The sequence below is a fragment of the Bacillus sp. CR71 genome, from assembly GCF_003429245.1.
GTDB classification, from domain to species: domain Bacteria; phylum Bacillota; class Bacilli; order Bacillales; family Bacillaceae_G; genus Bacillus_A; species Bacillus_A thuringiensis_S.
Window position 1 is genome coordinate 4,215,657 of sequence record NZ_CP031748.1, and the last position, 16,439, is coordinate 4,232,095.

The window sequence follows — 16,439 nt, forward strand, 5'->3', positions numbered from 1 at the left end:
ATTGTATAAAGAAGGTGTAAAAATGAAGAATAAAATAAATTTACAAATGCAAAATATAAGTTTTGTTATAATAATGGCTTTAGCAGTATGGTTAAAAACATATCTTATTACGCGATTCAGTTTTGATTTAAAAATTGAGTCTTCAACGCAAGAGCTTATTTTGTTTATTAGCCCTCTAGCCGCATCATTAGCATTTGTTGGATTAGCATTATTTGCAACTGGTGAAAAGCGAAATTATATAGCGCTATGTATTAATTTCTTATTAACGATCGTGCTTGTTGGAAATGTAATGTTCTATGATTTTTATAGTGATTTCGTTACATTACCAGTACTTGGACAAACCTCAAACTTTGGCCAATTAGGCGGCAGTATTATAGAGATATTAAACTACAAAATTATACTCGCATTCGTAGACATTGTTTTCTTCTTTATTTTATTAAAAAAGAAATCATTGGTCTTTAAAACAGAACGTGTAACTCATTCTACACGCTTGTTATACTTTCTTTTAACGATTGGTGTATTCTTTACGAATCTACAGCTTGCAGAAAAAGAGCGCCCTGAATTATTAACGAGATCATTCGACCGGGTAATGCTTGTCAAAAATTTAGGCTTATATACTCACCAAGTATATGACTTAACACTGCAAGTAAAAGCTGGGTCACAAAAAGCACTTGCTGATAGTAGTAAATTACAAGAAACTGAAAACTACGTAAAAGCAAACCAAAGCGAGCCAAACCCTAATATGTTTGGTGCAGCGAAAGGAAAAAACGTAATTGTCGTCACTCTTGAATCCTTGCAGACCTTCTTAATAGGCGCATCAGTCAATGGGCAAGAAGTTACACCATTCCTAAATGAATTCATAAATGAAAGTTATTACTTTGATAACTTTTTCCATCAAACTGGTCAAGGGAAAACATCCGATTCTGAATTTCTAATCGATACGTCGTTGTATCCATTAAATCGAGGGGCTGTATTCTTCACACACGGTAACAATGATTATACTGCGACTCCAGAAATTTTACGTCAGCAAGGTTATTTCACTTCTGTATTCCATGCGAATAACGCAACATTTTGGAATCGTAATATTATGTACTCCGCTCTTGGTTATGATCGTTACTATAATGAGCTTGATTACAAAATTACGCCAGAAACAAATTTAAATTGGGGATTAAAAGATATCGAATACTTTGATCAATCAGTAGATATATTAAAAACTGTTGATCAACCATTCTATGCTCGTTTCCTTACTTTAACAAACCATTATCCATTCACGTATGATGAAGATACAAAATTCATTGAACCATACAACTCTGGTAATGGCGTATTCGATCGTTACATCGTAACTGCACGTTACTTAGACGAATCAATTAAAAAATTTATTGAGCGTTTAAAGGCCGAGGGAATGTATGATGATTCTATTATTGTGTTATACGGTGATCATTATGGCATTTCCGAAAAACATAATCGTGCAATGGCACAGTTTTTAGACAAAGATCAAATAACAGAATTTGATACTTTAAATTTACAACGTACACCTTTATATATTCATATTCCTGGACAAACAGAAGGTCAAACTATTTCAAAGCCTACGGGACAAATCGATATGAAACCTACTATTCTAAATTTATTAGGTGTTGGTTCTACGAATGATATCCGTTTTGGCCATGATATGTTTTCAGATGAATATACTGGCTTTGTTGTTTTACGCGATGGTAGCTTCGTTACAGATAAGTATGCATACAAAAACAACACTTTCTACGACCGTATAACAGGGGAAATTGTAGATTTACCAAAAAAAGAAGCTCAAGCCCTCATTAAACGTGCACAAAATGAATTACGAATGTCTGACAAAATTATTGAAGGCGATTTATTACGCTTCTCAGAAAGTAATAAAATTAAAACTGGCGAAGTACAAACTAAAATTAAAGAAACAGAAAAATAATCTATATATGAAAAAGGAGCAACTTATTACAATTGCTCCTTTTTACTTTCTTATAACACATCAGATTTTTCATATAAAAAATCTGATGTGTTTACTTTTATTCTACGCTTGTTTCTAAAGCTACATCCGTATAGGTATTATCATCACCTATATTTAAAATTACTTCACATTGACGCAATCTCAATTCAAAGAGCATGATAGAATCATGATAGATTTCAGGATTTGATTTCATCTTATGTAATATCTCTTGTTTTTCTTGTATTTCTAAATGCGTGTTTTCTACAGCTTGCTTTAAGGAGTTAAATGGATTCCTAAAGAATATATTAATATCTCGCTCTTGTGTGTTTTCAAACAGCTCAAATTGCAAGAAAAATTTCTTCATAATAGAAGCCGTTACTTCAGTATAATCTTCATTTTCTACATACTGTTTGTATTTGTTATATAGCATAGATTTATTTTTAGGAAGAACTCCAAATAATTTACCGGCACTTTTCAACAAAAATTGTGCTGGCGTAAATCGACGTAAAATATTTACTTCATCCATTTGTATTCTAGTCGTCATCCTGTCAGTATCTCTGCGCCAGTCATCAAGCACTTTAAAATCACATTCTAACTGTATTCTATTTTCTCCAAATAGTGAATTAAGCCCTTCACTAAGTTCTTCTAAATACGTTTGACTTTGAAGAAGCTCATTATTAGAAGTTGCAATCCAATTTTGCATAGAAAGAGCGAGATTAGGTAATACAGTTTGTTCTAAATATTTATGCACTTTTTCATTCATTGCTTTATTTAGTTCCGTATCCATGTGCCCGAAATCACTTTCTTCACTAATTAAATTAGAACAGCTCTTTAATATCTTCGGAATATTTTCAGTAAGATCATTTGTAATTTCAGTCTTCATTGAACGATATGATTGTGTAATGAAATGAATTTTTTCCCTCTCAAATGCAGTAAGGTTATTAATGCTACCGTTTAGTTTCACTAGCATATCTTCATTCCAATTAATAGCATCTACTAGATTATTTTCTTTCTCAACACGTTTATCCAAAAGATATGTAATTGTTTTTCGAATGAAAAATAATAACTTTTCAGTACGTTCTGCATCGATATTTTTATGATTAAAGTTAAAATGAATAAACTCAGTTAAATCATTTAATTGTTTACTACTTGTATATAACGAGGAATAAGGGAAAATTCTCGCATGCGGGAAATATGTGTTTATTCTCGTTGCCGTATCATGTAATACCCTTTTCACTTCTGCTTCACTGTAAATGTTATCGATTTTATTTAATAAGAAATGAATTTGTAAATTTGGCGTATGTTCTTGAATACTTAATAGAATGTCACGTTCTTTGTCAGTAAAAGGTGAATCCGCATTCAATACGAACAGTAATTCGTCTACAGAATTTAAATATTCGAATATCTCATCTCTAGTGTCGTTATTCCTATTAAAGCCAGGTGTCACTACAAATGTAAGTTTATTTTCATTTAAAAATCTGCATGGTAATTTAAATTCAACACACGCTCTATCTCTATATGTTTGATGGTGCTGAGACATCATATTATGGTAATCAGAGACATCTTCCGTTGTTGTAATTGCTGAGTCTGTTATAGCGTTTATTTCTATATGAGCATCATTTTTTAAAACTACTACATTTGAAATTGATTTTTCTAATATGTTTTCTCCTAATATAGAGTTAATAAATGTAGTTTTTCCATTTCCTGAAGTTCCCGTTACTAAAATACGATTTGTTCTTAAATCTGCGAGTTCGTCAACTAACCATTTAAATCGGTGACCTATTTCTATATTGTGCTTTTGTGCCCACTGTGTAATAGATTCAAAAAGGTGTAAGCTGTACTCTAAGCCATTTACATGATTAATAGAATGTGACAGTAAGTTTTCCGCATGCTCTATATTTGCTGAATCTATTTTGGAAGGGAAAATCTCATCCCATGCCAATACAGCTGCAGATGGAAATACAGCATAAGATGGATTAACTACTTTTAACCAATTTGCTAACAGATTGGGTATGATATCATTTAATTGTCTAAGCGTATATTGACCTTGAATTAATGCAAAGTAAGTTTCTTCGTAAAGAGCAGAAACTTTGTTCCATATATCGGACGAATGTATTTCAATATGTAAGAAAAATTCATTTATTGTATTAAGCCATAATAAATAATTTTGTTCATCTTTATAACTGTTCCAAAGTGATGAAACCATTTGCGTAAACTGTACTTGATCTACATTATTTAATGTAGCTAATGCATTATAAAAATAATCTGGTGAAATATGTTTAGTAAACCCTTTATCAATATATCCTTTTAATACCTCAAACCACGGATACGATTCTATTCGAATTAACTCATTCACAGCAAGCTCTACTGCACTATCAAAATCTTGCTGTTCCTCATAAAAGGAACGGGCAATTTTTGTGACATTCGGATAATCAGGATTTAAAGAAACTGCTTCTTTAATAACACCGAAAGCTGAGTCAAAATTATTTTGCTCAATGTAAAGAGAAAGTAATTGTAGTCTAATTTCGATCATCAATATTTTATTATCAGTAGTAATAGAAGTATAAATATTTTCAGCATATGATAATTGATTAAGTTCGAAATAAGCATCCGCAATATTTTTTTGTGCCCATGGTGCTAATTCATTACTAACCTTCTCCCATTTAAAAATAGCTGCTTCAAAATCTTGATGACGATAATAAAATTCACCTTGTGCAAAACGAATATAAGACCCATCAGAAATCTCATTTTTTTCATCGTTTACATAAGCTTGTCCAAGTACGTCAAGAGTTGGTTTTGTTTCATTCTCCATTAGGAATGTTTCATAATACATCTTTTTTATTAATTGTTTTTCTAATCTCATCTTTTCCCCCACTATATCTTGAAAATACATTTTTAAGATATACCAATACTTTTTGTATGTATGCTTTTTATCTTAACAAAGAATATCTTTTGGAAAATTTCATTTTCCTTTCATTTTTCAAGTTAGATTGAATTTTTATGAGAAAAGTTTCAGTTTTTTTTCAATTCCCTTTCAGTTATGAAACAGCATTAAATGTTCCTAATAACCTAATAATACTATAATATTTCACATTATATTATCAAGAAAATCTCATATAAACAATATTATAAAAACAATCTATATTGAATTTATATGCATTATTCACTGCGCTGTCAAACAAAAAAATAACAATAGGAGCCAACGGCTATTCATACCATTTCTTTCTCAAATTATTTTCCTTTAAAAGGCTTCAGTGGTTATGTAATTAAATTCCATTAACCTATATAAATAACTAGTCCAAAAAAAATCTATATGCATATCATGTTATAGTAAAGAATTTAGGAAATCCTAAAAGGAGGCATTTTCATGTTTGAAGATAAATCTAAAATAAATTACCCATATGAATTTACTGAAACCACAACAGTTCCTCTAAAGAACCCCATTGATAAAAAATTCAAGAACGGCACAGGTACACATAACTTTCCAATTAAGAAACACTACAAAGAGCAAGTTCTATACACTGAAAAAATTAATAATAATAAAAATAAATAATCGTATAGATCCTTATGACAATTAACCAAATAAGAATCAATATTAGGCCATGCATAGTTATGTCTTTAATAATGTAAAAATCTTCATTATACTATTCATGCACCTTTTAAAAAGTGCTGTATACAGCGCTTTTTTATACATAGATAAATATAAGCTAACGCAGCCAAGAAATAAACTGCAAAATTACTTCACCATATTCTCGTTTAACAATTAAATCTACATATTAAAAGGGAGCAACAGTAAATGTTGCCCCCTTTTGAAATGTAGTTTATTCACTCTACATAACCCTCTTAAACATCTTCTCCAACTCATAAGTAGAATGATGCACAAGAATCGGTCTTCCGTGCGGGCATGTATACGGGTTTGTTGTTGTACGTAGTTCTTCCAGTAAAGCAAATATTTGATCGTTCGTTAAATATTGATTCGCTTTAATCGATGCTTTACAGCTCATCATGATGGCTGCTTCTTCACGTAATTTTTTAATATCAACTTTTTTTAGTTTAACAACTTGCTCCATCATTTCATCGATAATTTCTGTTTCTTGTCCTTTCGGGAACCACGTTGGATGTGAGCGGACGATAAAGGATTGATGGCCAAATTGCTCCAAGAATAGACCGACTTTTTTCAGTTCTTCTAGTTGCTCTTCAACACGTAAAAATTCAGTAAGAGATAAATCGATACGGTACGGTACAAGCAGTTCTTGTACTTCTTGCGCTACCCTTCCTACTTTATCACGGAAGTATTCATAATTAATACGTTCCTGCGCGGCATGTTGGTCAATCATATATAAGCCTTTATCATTTTGAGCGAAAATATATGTTCCATGCATTTGTCCAATTGGATAAAGTGGCGGTAAGTCATTACCGTTCATTTCAATCTCTTTTATTTCCTGAACTTCTTCTTCCAATTCCTCTAATTCAAAGTCCTCTTCATTACTGTCCCACGATTTTTCTTCTCGAATTGGTTCTTCCATTATCGGTCTAGTAGATGGCTGCCAACTTTGTTCTTCTCTTACGAGCGACTGTGGTGGTTGCCATTCTTGTTTCGGCGGTTGCCACAGTTGTGCTGGCTGTTTCACAGGCAGCGGTTCTTCTTGTTTTTCATCCATGCCAGTTGGTAAAACAATGTCCGGCATGGATGGTTCTTTCGGCTTCGCATGCTCAAACTGGAACTGTTCTTGCACACTCTCGTCTTTTTCTTTTTTCTTCGTTGTTACGCCTGCATCTGGAATGAGCTGTATTTTTTTAAATGCAGCTTGCAATGTTTCTTCGATAAGCTTTAGCAATTCTTGTTCTTTACTAAAACGAACTTCTAATTTTGCAGGATGTACGTTAACGTCAACAAGCATTGGATCCATTTCAATCGATAAAAATCCGATTGGATATCGTCCGACTGGCAGTAATGTATGATATCCTTGCTGAATTGCTTTCATTAATACAAAGTTTCGAACGTAACGGCCATTTACGATTGTTGACATATAATTTCGAGATGCTCTCGTTACTTCTGGTAATGTTACATAGCCTGTAATTGTGAAATCTAAAGATTCAGCTTCAATCGGAACAAGTTTCTTCGCAACTTGAATGCTGTAAATCGATGCAAGTACTTGTCTTACATCACCATTACCTGACGTATGAAGCAATTTCTTTTCATTATGAAACAGCTTTAACGATACTTCTGGATGTGACATTGCAATACGATACACAATATCTGTAATATTACCAAGCTCTGTATGAATGGTTTTCATATATTTAAGACGCGCTGGTGTATTAAAGAATAAGTTTTGTACTGTAATATCTGTTCCTTTTCGGCTCGCGGTTTTCTCTTGCTTTATAATGTCTCCACCTTTAATAATAAGGTGTGTACCAGGTGCATCACCTGTGCTAGTGATTAATTCTAATTCACTAACTGAGGCGATACTCGGCAATGCCTCACCACGGAAACCGAGTGTTCTGATGCGAAACAGATCGTTTTCATCTTTAATTTTACTTGTCGCATGTCGTTCAAAAGCTACGATGCAATCTTCTTCTGCAATGCCATCTCCATTATCAATGATGCGAATTTTCGATAAACCAGCTTCTTCTAAGTGGATTTCAATAGATGTACTATTCGCATCGATAGAATTTTCCACAAGTTCTTTTACGACTGAAGCAGGACGCTCTACTACTTCTCCTGCCGCAATTAAGTTAGAGAGTTGGTCATCGAGTTTGCGAATTTTCCCCATCTACTTACTCATCCTTTCTTTAACTTTTTCTGTAAGCGATACAGTTCGTTCATCGCTTCTAAAGGCGTCATATCAAGTAAATCAATTTTTTTAATTTGCGCCAGTACTGCTGTTTCTTTTTGATCTAACGCAAGCTTGTCTTGTTTCTTCGAAGACTGTTCTCCTCCAAAGAAAGATAGTTGTGATTCTTCCTCAGTCTCTACTTTCGCCTCTAGTACTTCTACTGGCTCTTCTTTTACAACTACAGGTTCTGGAATAACTTCTTGCTCCTGCACTTTCACTTCTACACGCTTTGGAATAATAATTTCTTCTTGTCCTTCTAGTTGTGCTAACACTTCTTTCGCACGGGCAATTAAGCTATCTGGAAGCTCTGCAAGTTGCGCAACGTGGATTCCGTAACTTTTATCTGCTGCTCCATCTTGAATTTTATGAAGGAATACTACTTTACCATTCTCTTCAATTGCTGAAACGTGTACATTTTTCAGTTGATCTAAACTCTCTTCTAACACAGTCAATTCATGATAATGTGTAGAAAATAACGTTTTTGCCCCAATTTGGTCATGAATATGTTCAATGATTGCCTGTGCAAGTGCCATGCCATCATACGTAGATGTACCTCGTCCAATTTCATCAAATAAAATTAAACTTCTTTCTGATGCGTTTGCAATTGCATTTTTCGCTTCTAACATTTCGACCATAAATGTACTTTGACCTGAAATCAAATCATCTGCTGCACCAATTCTCGTAAAGATTTGGTCAAATACAGGTAATACTGCTTCTGTCGCTGGTACGAAACAACCAATTTGTGACATAACCGTTACAAGTGCTAACTGTCTCATATACGTACTTTTACCAGACATGTTCGGTCCTGTAATTAAAAAGACATCCATCTTCTCTGGCATAATACAATCATTCGGTACATACAATTTCCCGTTCAATACTTTTTCAACGACAGGATGACGACCATCTTTAATAAAGATTTCACGCTTCGTTGTTAGTACAGGTTTTACAAACTGTTCTTCTTCACTAACTGTCGCAAAACTTTGCAGTACGTCTAATTCACTAATTACTTTTGCTAAATGTTGTAATTTCGGAATAAATACTTTTACTTCTTCACGAAGCGCTGTAAATAAATCGTATTCTAGTTGTACAATTTTTTCTTCTGCTTCTAAAATTAACGTTTCTTTTTCTTTCAGTTCATCTGTAATGAAACGTTCAGCATTAGCAAGCGTTTGTTTTCGTTCGTAGCGGCCTTCTGGAAGTGCTGCAAGATTCGCCTTCGTCACTTCAATGTAGTAGCCGAAAATACGGTTGTACCCGATTTTTAACGATTTAACTCCTGTAATATCACGCTCTCGTTTTTCAAGCTCAGCGATCCACGTTTTTCCGTTTTTACTAACGTAACGATATTGATCAAGCTTGTCATTATAACCGTCTTTAATAATATCTCCATCTTTAATAGAAAGCGGTGGGTTTTCTTGAATACTTCTTCCTAGTAATTCAGTTAAGCTCTCACATGGATCCGCGCCTTGAATTAACCTTGCTGCATAAGCATTATCTAACAAACTAATCGCTTCTAAAATAGCTGGTACTTGAAGTAAAGATCGTCTTAACTGTAATAAGTCCCGTGCATTGACATTACCAAATGCAACTTTTCCTGCTAAACGTTCTAAATCATATACTTCTTTTAATTTTTCTTTTAAATCTTCACGTAAGAAGTAATCATTTACAAATGTTTCAACCATTTCTAAACGCTCTTCAACTTTTTCTTTCTGAATAAGTGGACGTTCCATCCACTGTTTTAACATACGACCACCCATAGCTGTTTTTGTTTTATCCAATAGCCATAATAATGATCCTGTTTTTTCTTTCGTTCGAAGTGTTTCCGTCAGCTCTAAATTTCGCTTTGAATGCACATCAATTTTCATAAATTGATTCGTATAATAAATTTCTACAGGTTGTAAATGATCTAATGAACGTTTTTGCGTTCTTATCACATAGTTAAATAAGCGTCCAATTGCTTTAATTAACTTTGCTTGCGAAACATTTTTCACAAGATGTTCTAATCCTTCAGGAATTGCCGTTGCATCTTCATATGAAATTGTCATTTTTAACGTTTCAGTTAATTTATTTAATTCATCTTTAGAAAATGAAGAATCTACAACAATTTCTTTCGAACCAGTTGCATACACTTCCAATAAAATATCTTCTACTGAACCAGTCAATAACGTTACTGTATTTTGTCCAGTCGTTAAATCATTACAAGCTAAAGCATATGATCCATCTTCAAAATGTGTTAATGCGGCTAAGAAGTTGTTTTCTTTCTCATCAATTGTACGCCCTTCCATCATCGTTCCTGGCGTAATTAGTTGTACTACTTCACGGCGCACTACACCTTTAGCTGTTTTTGGATCTTCCACTTGCTCACAAACAGCAACTTTATATCCTTTTTCAACAAGTTGTTCAATATAGTTTTTAGCTGCATGATGCGGTACACCGCACATCGGTATACGATCACTACTGCCACCATCTCGGCTCGTTAATGTAATCTCAAGTTCATGAGCTGCTTTAACGGCATCTTCAAAGAACATTTCATAAAAATCGCCTAATCGGAAAAATAAAAAGGCATCTTGATAGTCTGCCTTAACCTTTAAATATTGCTGTATCATAGGGGTATATTGCGTCATACTTTTCCTCCATAATTCTTACATAGTAATCAATTTTCATATATGTCACATTTCACGGACATCCATATCTCCTATTTCAGGAGTCTATCTTCATTATAACATATTTCATAAAGAATCATGTTCATTCAGCGCCACTTATGTAAAGTAAAAAGCTAGGAAGAACTTCTCCCTAGCTTTCTATTACTCTTCTTCTGCATCAACGATAAAGTTCGGATCTAATTCTTCAAATTCATCATCAGCAATTTGGAAATCATCATCTGATTCTACGCAGCCTTCAGGATTTACACTTACACAAATTTTCGTTTCTCCAACTACTTCTGTTACAAATTCACGTTCTACAGTTACAACAATTTTATTACCGTTTGGTGATACAAGCGCTTCTAAACAATTTGGTGGCTGAATAACACGAGCAATAATTTCTAAATCGTCACCAGAAAAGTTTTTATCACGATAACCAATGCTTACTTCGTCCGTGTAGTTCACGCGTTCTGTTACAACTTCAGTCTTTGTATTTCCATCAAATGAATACCAAGTGTTCACATCATAGAAACCTTCAATTTCCACATGCTTCCCATTCTTTCTTGCTTCGTACGAGTGGTTAATTACCCAGCACCCTAAAATACTTGTTGGTTCATTATTCGATTCACATGTATGCGTTGACTTTGTATACTTACGTCCTTTTCCAACCACTGCTTTTGTAATAATCTCTCTAAATTCGGACATTCGTAACCCTCCTCAATCACTATTCACTTAATCATATGCGTGACAATAGCGGAATGTGTCATTCTTTTTTTGAGAAGAACTTACGTTTAATCAACTAAAAAAAAGAGATGTCAATATGACATCTCTTTAACAACCACAATTTCCTTTTTTACTTTCTACCGCTGCGCCAGTTTCACCCTTAAGTACATCGCCACCAGTTGAAATTAATATTTCATCTGTTACGTTGTTAGAAATTGTACTAGCAACTAACTGTAATAAGTCATTTACATATGTTTGTGAAGATTTAAATTCTTGTACGACTGGAATACTGTCTAACTTATCTTGCAATGCATCAATTTCAGCTTCTACCTTTTTTAAAGCTTCCCACTTCCCGTAATGCTGCAAGTTTACTGCTTGTTTTTGCAGTGCTTTAATTTCATCGATTGCGCGCTTTACATTTTCATTTTTATGAATTTGCGCCTCTGCTTTCTTAAAAAAATCAACTTCTTCTGTTTCAGAAATCATTTTTGCTAATTCTTTTGCTTGTTCAACAATGTCATCTTTCGAATATACTTTCATCTATTATTTCACCTCAATCGGCTCTTCAACTAATTCCCCGTTAAGAGACCAAGTTTTTGCTTCCGTTACTTTTACTTTCACAAGCTGACCAATTAAAGATTTTGAAGCGACGAAGTTTACAAGTTTATTCGTGCGAGTATAACCTGCAAGTACTTCCGGATTATTTTTACTTTCCCCATCAACTAACACTTCTACAATTTGACCTTTGTAACGACTATTCTTTTCAATTGCCAACGTATTTACTAGTGTATTTAAGCGTTGAAGACGTTCTTTCTTCACTTCCATAGGTACATTATCTTTCATTTTTGCAGCTGGTGTACCTTCGCGAGGAGAATAAATAAATGTAAAGGCAGTATCAAATCCTACTTCACGATATAACGACATCGTTTCTTCAAATTGCTCATCTGTTTCATTTGGGAAACCAACGATAATATCTGTTGTTAATACTGCATCTGGAATTGCTTCTTTAATTTTTCTTACAAGTTCTAAATAATGCTCACGTGAATATTTACGCGCCATAATTTTCAGCATATCTGTACTTCCAGATTGAACTGGTAAATGGATATGTTCTACTAAGTTGCCACCTTTGCCAAGCACTTCAATTAAGTGATCATCGAAATCACGTGGATGGCTCGTTGTAAAACGAATACGGGCAATATCAACTTTACGAAGTTCGTCCATTAAATCACCAAGACCGTATTCTACATCTTCAAAGTCTTTACCATATGCATTTACGTTCTGTCCAAGTAATGTAATTTCTTTATAACCATTCGCAGCTAAATGACGAATCTCTTGGATAATATCTTCTGGACGTCTGCTCCGCTCTTTTCCGCGCGTATACGGTACAATACAATACGTACAGAACTTATCACAGCCATACATAATATTTACCCAAGCTTTAATATCACCACGACGTACTTTCGGAAGGTTTTCAATTACGTCGCCTTCCTTTGACCATACTTCAACTACCGTCTCTTTCGAGAACATCGCATCTTTTAGAATGTACGGTAATCTATGAATATTATGCGTTCCAAATACCATATCTACATGCTGATTTTTTTGCATAATTTTATTTACAACAGATTCTTCTTGAGACATACAACCACATACACCAATTAAAAGGTCCGGATTTCTTCGCTTTAGTGACTTTAAATGGCCTAGTTCACCAAACACTTTATTTTCAGCATTTTCACGAATTGCACAAGTATTTAATAAAACTACATCTGCATCCTCAGTCGAAAAAGTTGGTTCATATCCAAGCGTTGTGAAAATACCTGCCATTACTTCCGTATCATGCTCATTCATTTGACAACCATATGTACGAATATAGAACTTTCTTCCTGTACCAAAATTGCGAAACTCTTCAGGTAAGCCAAAATCCCGTTCAATTTTAACTTCTTCTTTCCCTCGCTTTTTCGCATCCTTTAAGGAAGGTGGTTGATATACACTTTCAAAGTATTTACTATAATCTTTCTCTTCTTTTTTCGTAGAGGAATTTGCTTGTTGACTTGCTAATCGTTGTTGCTCGTTCATCGGTAATCTCCTTTCACCCTTAACTATACACACTCTATAGTCCATTTTAATGCGCCTAGACTCACCTCAAAAATGGTTAGATAGCTTGAGAGATAACTTGTCCTTTGAAACTTGAGTAATCAATCTAATCATTCATAAGAATGAAGTCTTCCCCACGCAAATAGACATTCCCTTTTTATTATTTCTTGTTGTCCTACCCAAAAGCATATTGCTTTATCCCTATAAACATTACCATAGTATGACCTGTTTCGCCAATTTTAACAATACAGAGGCCCTTTATTATCTTACATTTCATAAGCAATGAACTTGCCATTTTCATACAACGATTTATATATTATTTTACCATTCTGAATTTTCTAAGTAAATAAGACTACCCTATATTTTTCTAATAAAAAAAGGTTGCCACATGGCAACCTCCTCTTCTTATATTACATAAATTCAGCAACAAGCTCATCAAACATTTTCTGATCCATATTTAAATCAGATTTCACTAAAGGCTCTTCACTATAGCCTTTAACAAGTTCTTGATATGATGGTTGCTTAGTATTTTGATAAATTAAACCTGTTACTAAACCGTTATTTTCCATTAAAGTTTGCATAGCCATCATGCGATTAGATGGATCATATCCCTCTACTGTGCTTAGTTTCGTTAAATTCTCTTTAAACCAATCGTAGGTATTTACTTTATTGTAAGTAACACATGGGCTAAATACGTTAATTAATGAAAATCCTTTATGGTTAATACCAGCTTCAATAATTTGTGTTAATTCTTTTAAATCACTCGAAAAGCTTTGCGCCACAAATGTCGCACCAGCTGTTAAAGCCATTTCCATTACATTTAGTGATGGTTCAATTGAACCTTGCGGTGTGCTTTTCGTTTTAAATCCAGCTTCACTACGTGGTGAAGTTTGCCCTTTTGTTAACCCGTAAATTTGGTTATCCATTACGATGTACGTAATATCGATATTACGACGAATAGAATGGATTGTATGTCCCATACCAATCGCAAATCCATCACCATCACCACCTGAAGCGATGACTGTTAAATCACGATTTGCCATTTTTACACCTTGTGCAATCGGAAGGGCACGACCATGAATACTATGCACACCATATGAATTAATATAACCTGAAATACGGCCTGAACAGCCAATACCAGAAATAACAGCAAGTTCATCTGGATTTAAACCAACGTTAGCTGCCGCACGTTGAATTGCAGCTTGCACTGAGAAGTCTCCGCAACCTGGGCACCAGTTTGGCTTTACACTGTTACGAAAGTCCTTAAATGTTGCCATTTAATACAACCCCTTTTTTGCATTCGTTGTAAATCTCTTTCGGCAAGAATGGGTTTCCATCATATTTTAAAAGACTAGAAATTTTCTCACCATTACCAAGATTCATTTTCATAATGTTAGCAAGCTGACCTGTTGCATTGTTTTCTACTACTACAACACGCTTCGCCTTTTTCACAAGTGGATCGATTTCAGCTGTTGGGAACGGGTGAATTAAACGTACATGAGCATGGTTTACTTTCATACCCTCTTGTTCTAAACGCGTCATTGCCTCTTCGATCGCACCACGAGTTGAGTTAAATCCAACAAGCAATACGTCTGCTTCTTCATGCTTAACATTTTTATAAACAGGGGTATTAAACTTCAAGTTTTCCATTTTACGGAAACGTTTGTCCATTTGATCTTTACGGTTTATTGCTGATTCCGATGGTTTTCCAGTTTCATCATGTTCTACACCTGTAACATGGTGAACACCATTTTTCATACCAGGTAAAACACGCGGTGAAACGCCGTCTTCAGTTACTTCATAACGCTTGAAGTATGCTTTATTTTCACGTTCTGGTAATTCCGCTTCTAAATCAAGCTTACCACGACGAATTTCCACTTTATCTAATTTAAGTGGTTCTACTGTTTGTTTTCCTAACGAAAGCTGTAAATCTGTTAAGAAAATAACAGGAACTTGATATTCTTCAGATAAGTTAAATGCTTCTACAATGTCATAGAAAGCTTCTTCAACTGTACTTGGCGCCATTACGATTTTTGGAATTTCACCATGCGTACCGTAAATCATCGCCATTAAGTCAGACTGTTCTTGTTTCGTTGGTAATCCCGTACTTGGACCACCACGTTGTGTATCAACAATTACTAATGGAGTTTCTGTAATACCTGCTAAACCGATTGCTTCCATCATTAATGAAAGACCAGGACCAGCAGATGCAGTTAATGTACGAACACCAGCATAGTTTGCACCGATTGCCATTGTACAAGCTGCGATTTCATCCTCAGTTTGGATTACTGTTCCGCCGACTTTCGGTAATTTTTTAATTAAGTATTCCATAATTTCTGATGCAGGTGTGATTGGGTATGCTGACATAAAACGAGCACCACCAGCTACCGCACCAAATGCGATTGCGTCGTTTCCAATCATAAACATGCGTTTTTTACCATCAGCTTTTTCAAGCTGCATCATGTTTACTTTCTCACCTAGTAATTCTTTCATATATTGAGAGCCGCGTTTAATTGCGTCCATATTCTTTTGAACGACTTGCTCTCCTTTACGACCAAAGATTTCTTCAACAACATCTAAATAAGCTGTTTCGTCTAATCCTAATACTGCACTTGATGCTCCAACAGCAACCATGTTTTTCATTAATGATGTGCCTAATTCTGAAGCAATATCTGTAAACGGTATCACATATAGATTTACATCTGTATTATCAGGTATTGTTGGATTAAATTTCGCATCCGCAACTACAATTCCACCTGGACGTAGTTCGTGGAAGTTAAAATCAATTGTTTCTTGGTCAAAAGCAATTAAAATATCTAAATCATCTGAGATCGCTCGTACTTCTGTTGTACTTACACGAATTTTATTATTTGTATGGCCGCCTTTTATACGTGATGAGAAGTGGCGGTAACCGTATAGGTAATATCCTAATCGGTTTAATGCAATACAGAAGATTTCTCCTGTACTTTCAATTCCTTCACCTTGTTGGCCTCCAACTTTCCATGAAAGTTGACTAATCATCTCCTACACCCCTTTTGGCTGCATTCATTGTAGTGTATTTTTTTACAGTAATAGTTTAGCATTTTTTATGCAAATAAACTACAACGGACGCAAATTATGCCTCTTCTGATTTCCCTGAATCTTTAGTATAAAGCTATTTTGTTTTTCATTCTAGTATTAGGTCTT

10 protein-coding genes are annotated in these 16,439 nt (G+C 34.4%); 2 read left to right on the top strand and 8 right to left on the bottom strand.

Features of this window, described 5'->3' with window-relative positions:
* The first annotated feature begins 22 nt into the window (after positions 1-22).
* Positions 23-1,942 (top strand): LTA synthase family protein, encoded by a 1,920-nt coding sequence (locus DOS87_RS21050; RefSeq protein WP_098577807.1) that lies wholly within the window; start codon positions 23-25, stop codon positions 1,940-1,942.
* A gap of 97 nt (positions 1,943-2,039) precedes the next feature.
* Here DOS87_RS21050 and DOS87_RS21055 read toward each other — a convergent pair whose 3' ends face one another.
* Positions 2,040-4,823, bottom strand: a complete 2,784-nt coding sequence (locus DOS87_RS21055; RefSeq protein WP_081143655.1) for a dynamin family protein — start codon at positions 4,821-4,823, stop codon at positions 2,040-2,042.
* Positions 4,824-5,327: 504 nt separating this feature from the next.
* Between DOS87_RS21055 and DOS87_RS21060 the strand changes: the two genes are divergently transcribed.
* Positions 5,328-5,513, top strand: coding sequence for a hypothetical protein (locus DOS87_RS21060; RefSeq protein ID WP_000461138.1), 186 nt, complete (start codon positions 5,328-5,330; stop codon positions 5,511-5,513).
* Between the two features lie 277 nt (positions 5,514-5,790).
* Here DOS87_RS21060 and mutL read toward each other — a convergent pair whose 3' ends face one another.
* From mutL to DOS87_RS21095, 7 genes are all read right to left on the bottom strand, one after another.
* Positions 5,791-7,734 (bottom strand): DNA mismatch repair endonuclease MutL, encoded by a 1,944-nt coding sequence (gene mutL, locus DOS87_RS21065; protein WP_000516486.1) that lies wholly within the window; start codon positions 7,732-7,734, stop codon positions 5,791-5,793.
* Positions 7,735-7,742: 8 nt separating this feature from the next.
* Positions 7,743-10,421, bottom strand: coding sequence for a DNA mismatch repair protein MutS (mutS, locus tag DOS87_RS21070; protein WP_000195990.1), 2,679 nt, complete (start codon positions 10,419-10,421; stop codon positions 7,743-7,745).
* A gap of 180 nt (positions 10,422-10,601) precedes the next feature.
* Positions 10,602-11,144 carry an outer spore coat protein CotE gene (cotE, locus tag DOS87_RS21075; protein ID WP_001288799.1) on the bottom strand — a complete coding sequence of 181 codons (543 nt, stop codon included), beginning with the start codon at positions 11,142-11,144 and terminating at the stop codon, positions 10,602-10,604.
* Between the two features lie 126 nt (positions 11,145-11,270).
* Positions 11,271-11,702, bottom strand: a complete 432-nt coding sequence (locus tag DOS87_RS21080) for a YlbF/YmcA family competence regulator (protein WP_000870460.1) — start codon at positions 11,700-11,702, stop codon at positions 11,271-11,273.
* 3 nt (positions 11,703-11,705) lie between these two features.
* Positions 11,706-13,235 (bottom strand): tRNA (N6-isopentenyl adenosine(37)-C2)-methylthiotransferase MiaB, encoded by a 1,530-nt coding sequence (miaB, locus tag DOS87_RS21085; protein WP_001005392.1) that lies wholly within the window; start codon positions 13,233-13,235, stop codon positions 11,706-11,708.
* A 428-nt stretch (positions 13,236-13,663) separates the two neighbouring features.
* Positions 13,664-14,530: a 2-oxoacid:ferredoxin oxidoreductase subunit beta gene (locus tag DOS87_RS21090; protein WP_000190155.1), complete on the bottom strand. Its 867-nt coding sequence runs from the start codon at positions 14,528-14,530 to the stop codon at positions 13,664-13,666.
* Positions 14,517-16,274 (bottom strand): 2-oxoacid:acceptor oxidoreductase subunit alpha, encoded by a 1,758-nt coding sequence (locus DOS87_RS21095; RefSeq protein ID WP_000625417.1) that lies wholly within the window; start codon positions 16,272-16,274, stop codon positions 14,517-14,519. The genes DOS87_RS21090 and DOS87_RS21095 overlap by 14 nt, the downstream gene beginning before the upstream one ends.
* Positions 16,275-16,439 lie beyond the last annotated feature (165 nt).

Coding starts and splice junctions, on each gene's coding strand:
- DOS87_RS21050 (WP_098577807.1), top strand. CDS start 23: ATGAAGAATAAAATAAATTTACAAATGCAAAATATAAGTTTTGTTATA.
- DOS87_RS21055 (WP_081143655.1), bottom strand. CDS start 4,823: ATGAGATTAGAAAAACAATTAATAAAAAAGATGTATTATGAAACATTC.
- DOS87_RS21060 (WP_000461138.1), top strand. CDS start 5,328: ATGTTTGAAGATAAATCTAAAATAAATTACCCATATGAATTTACTGAA.
- mutL (WP_000516486.1), bottom strand. CDS start 7,734: ATGGGGAAAATTCGCAAACTCGATGACCAACTCTCTAACTTAATTGCG.
- mutS (WP_000195990.1), bottom strand. CDS start 10,421: ATGACGCAATATACCCCTATGATACAGCAATATTTAAAGGTTAAGGCA.
- cotE (WP_001288799.1), bottom strand. CDS start 11,144: ATGTCCGAATTTAGAGAGATTATTACAAAAGCAGTGGTTGGAAAAGGA.
- DOS87_RS21080 (WP_000870460.1), bottom strand. CDS start 11,702: ATGAAAGTATATTCGAAAGATGACATTGTTGAACAAGCAAAAGAATTA.
- miaB (WP_001005392.1), bottom strand. CDS start 13,235: ATGAACGAGCAACAACGATTAGCAAGTCAACAAGCAAATTCCTCTACG.
- DOS87_RS21090 (WP_000190155.1), bottom strand. CDS start 14,530: ATGGCAACATTTAAGGACTTTCGTAACAGTGTAAAGCCAAACTGGTGC.
- DOS87_RS21095 (WP_000625417.1), bottom strand. CDS start 16,274: ATGATTAGTCAACTTTCATGGAAAGTTGGAGGCCAACAAGGTGAAGGA.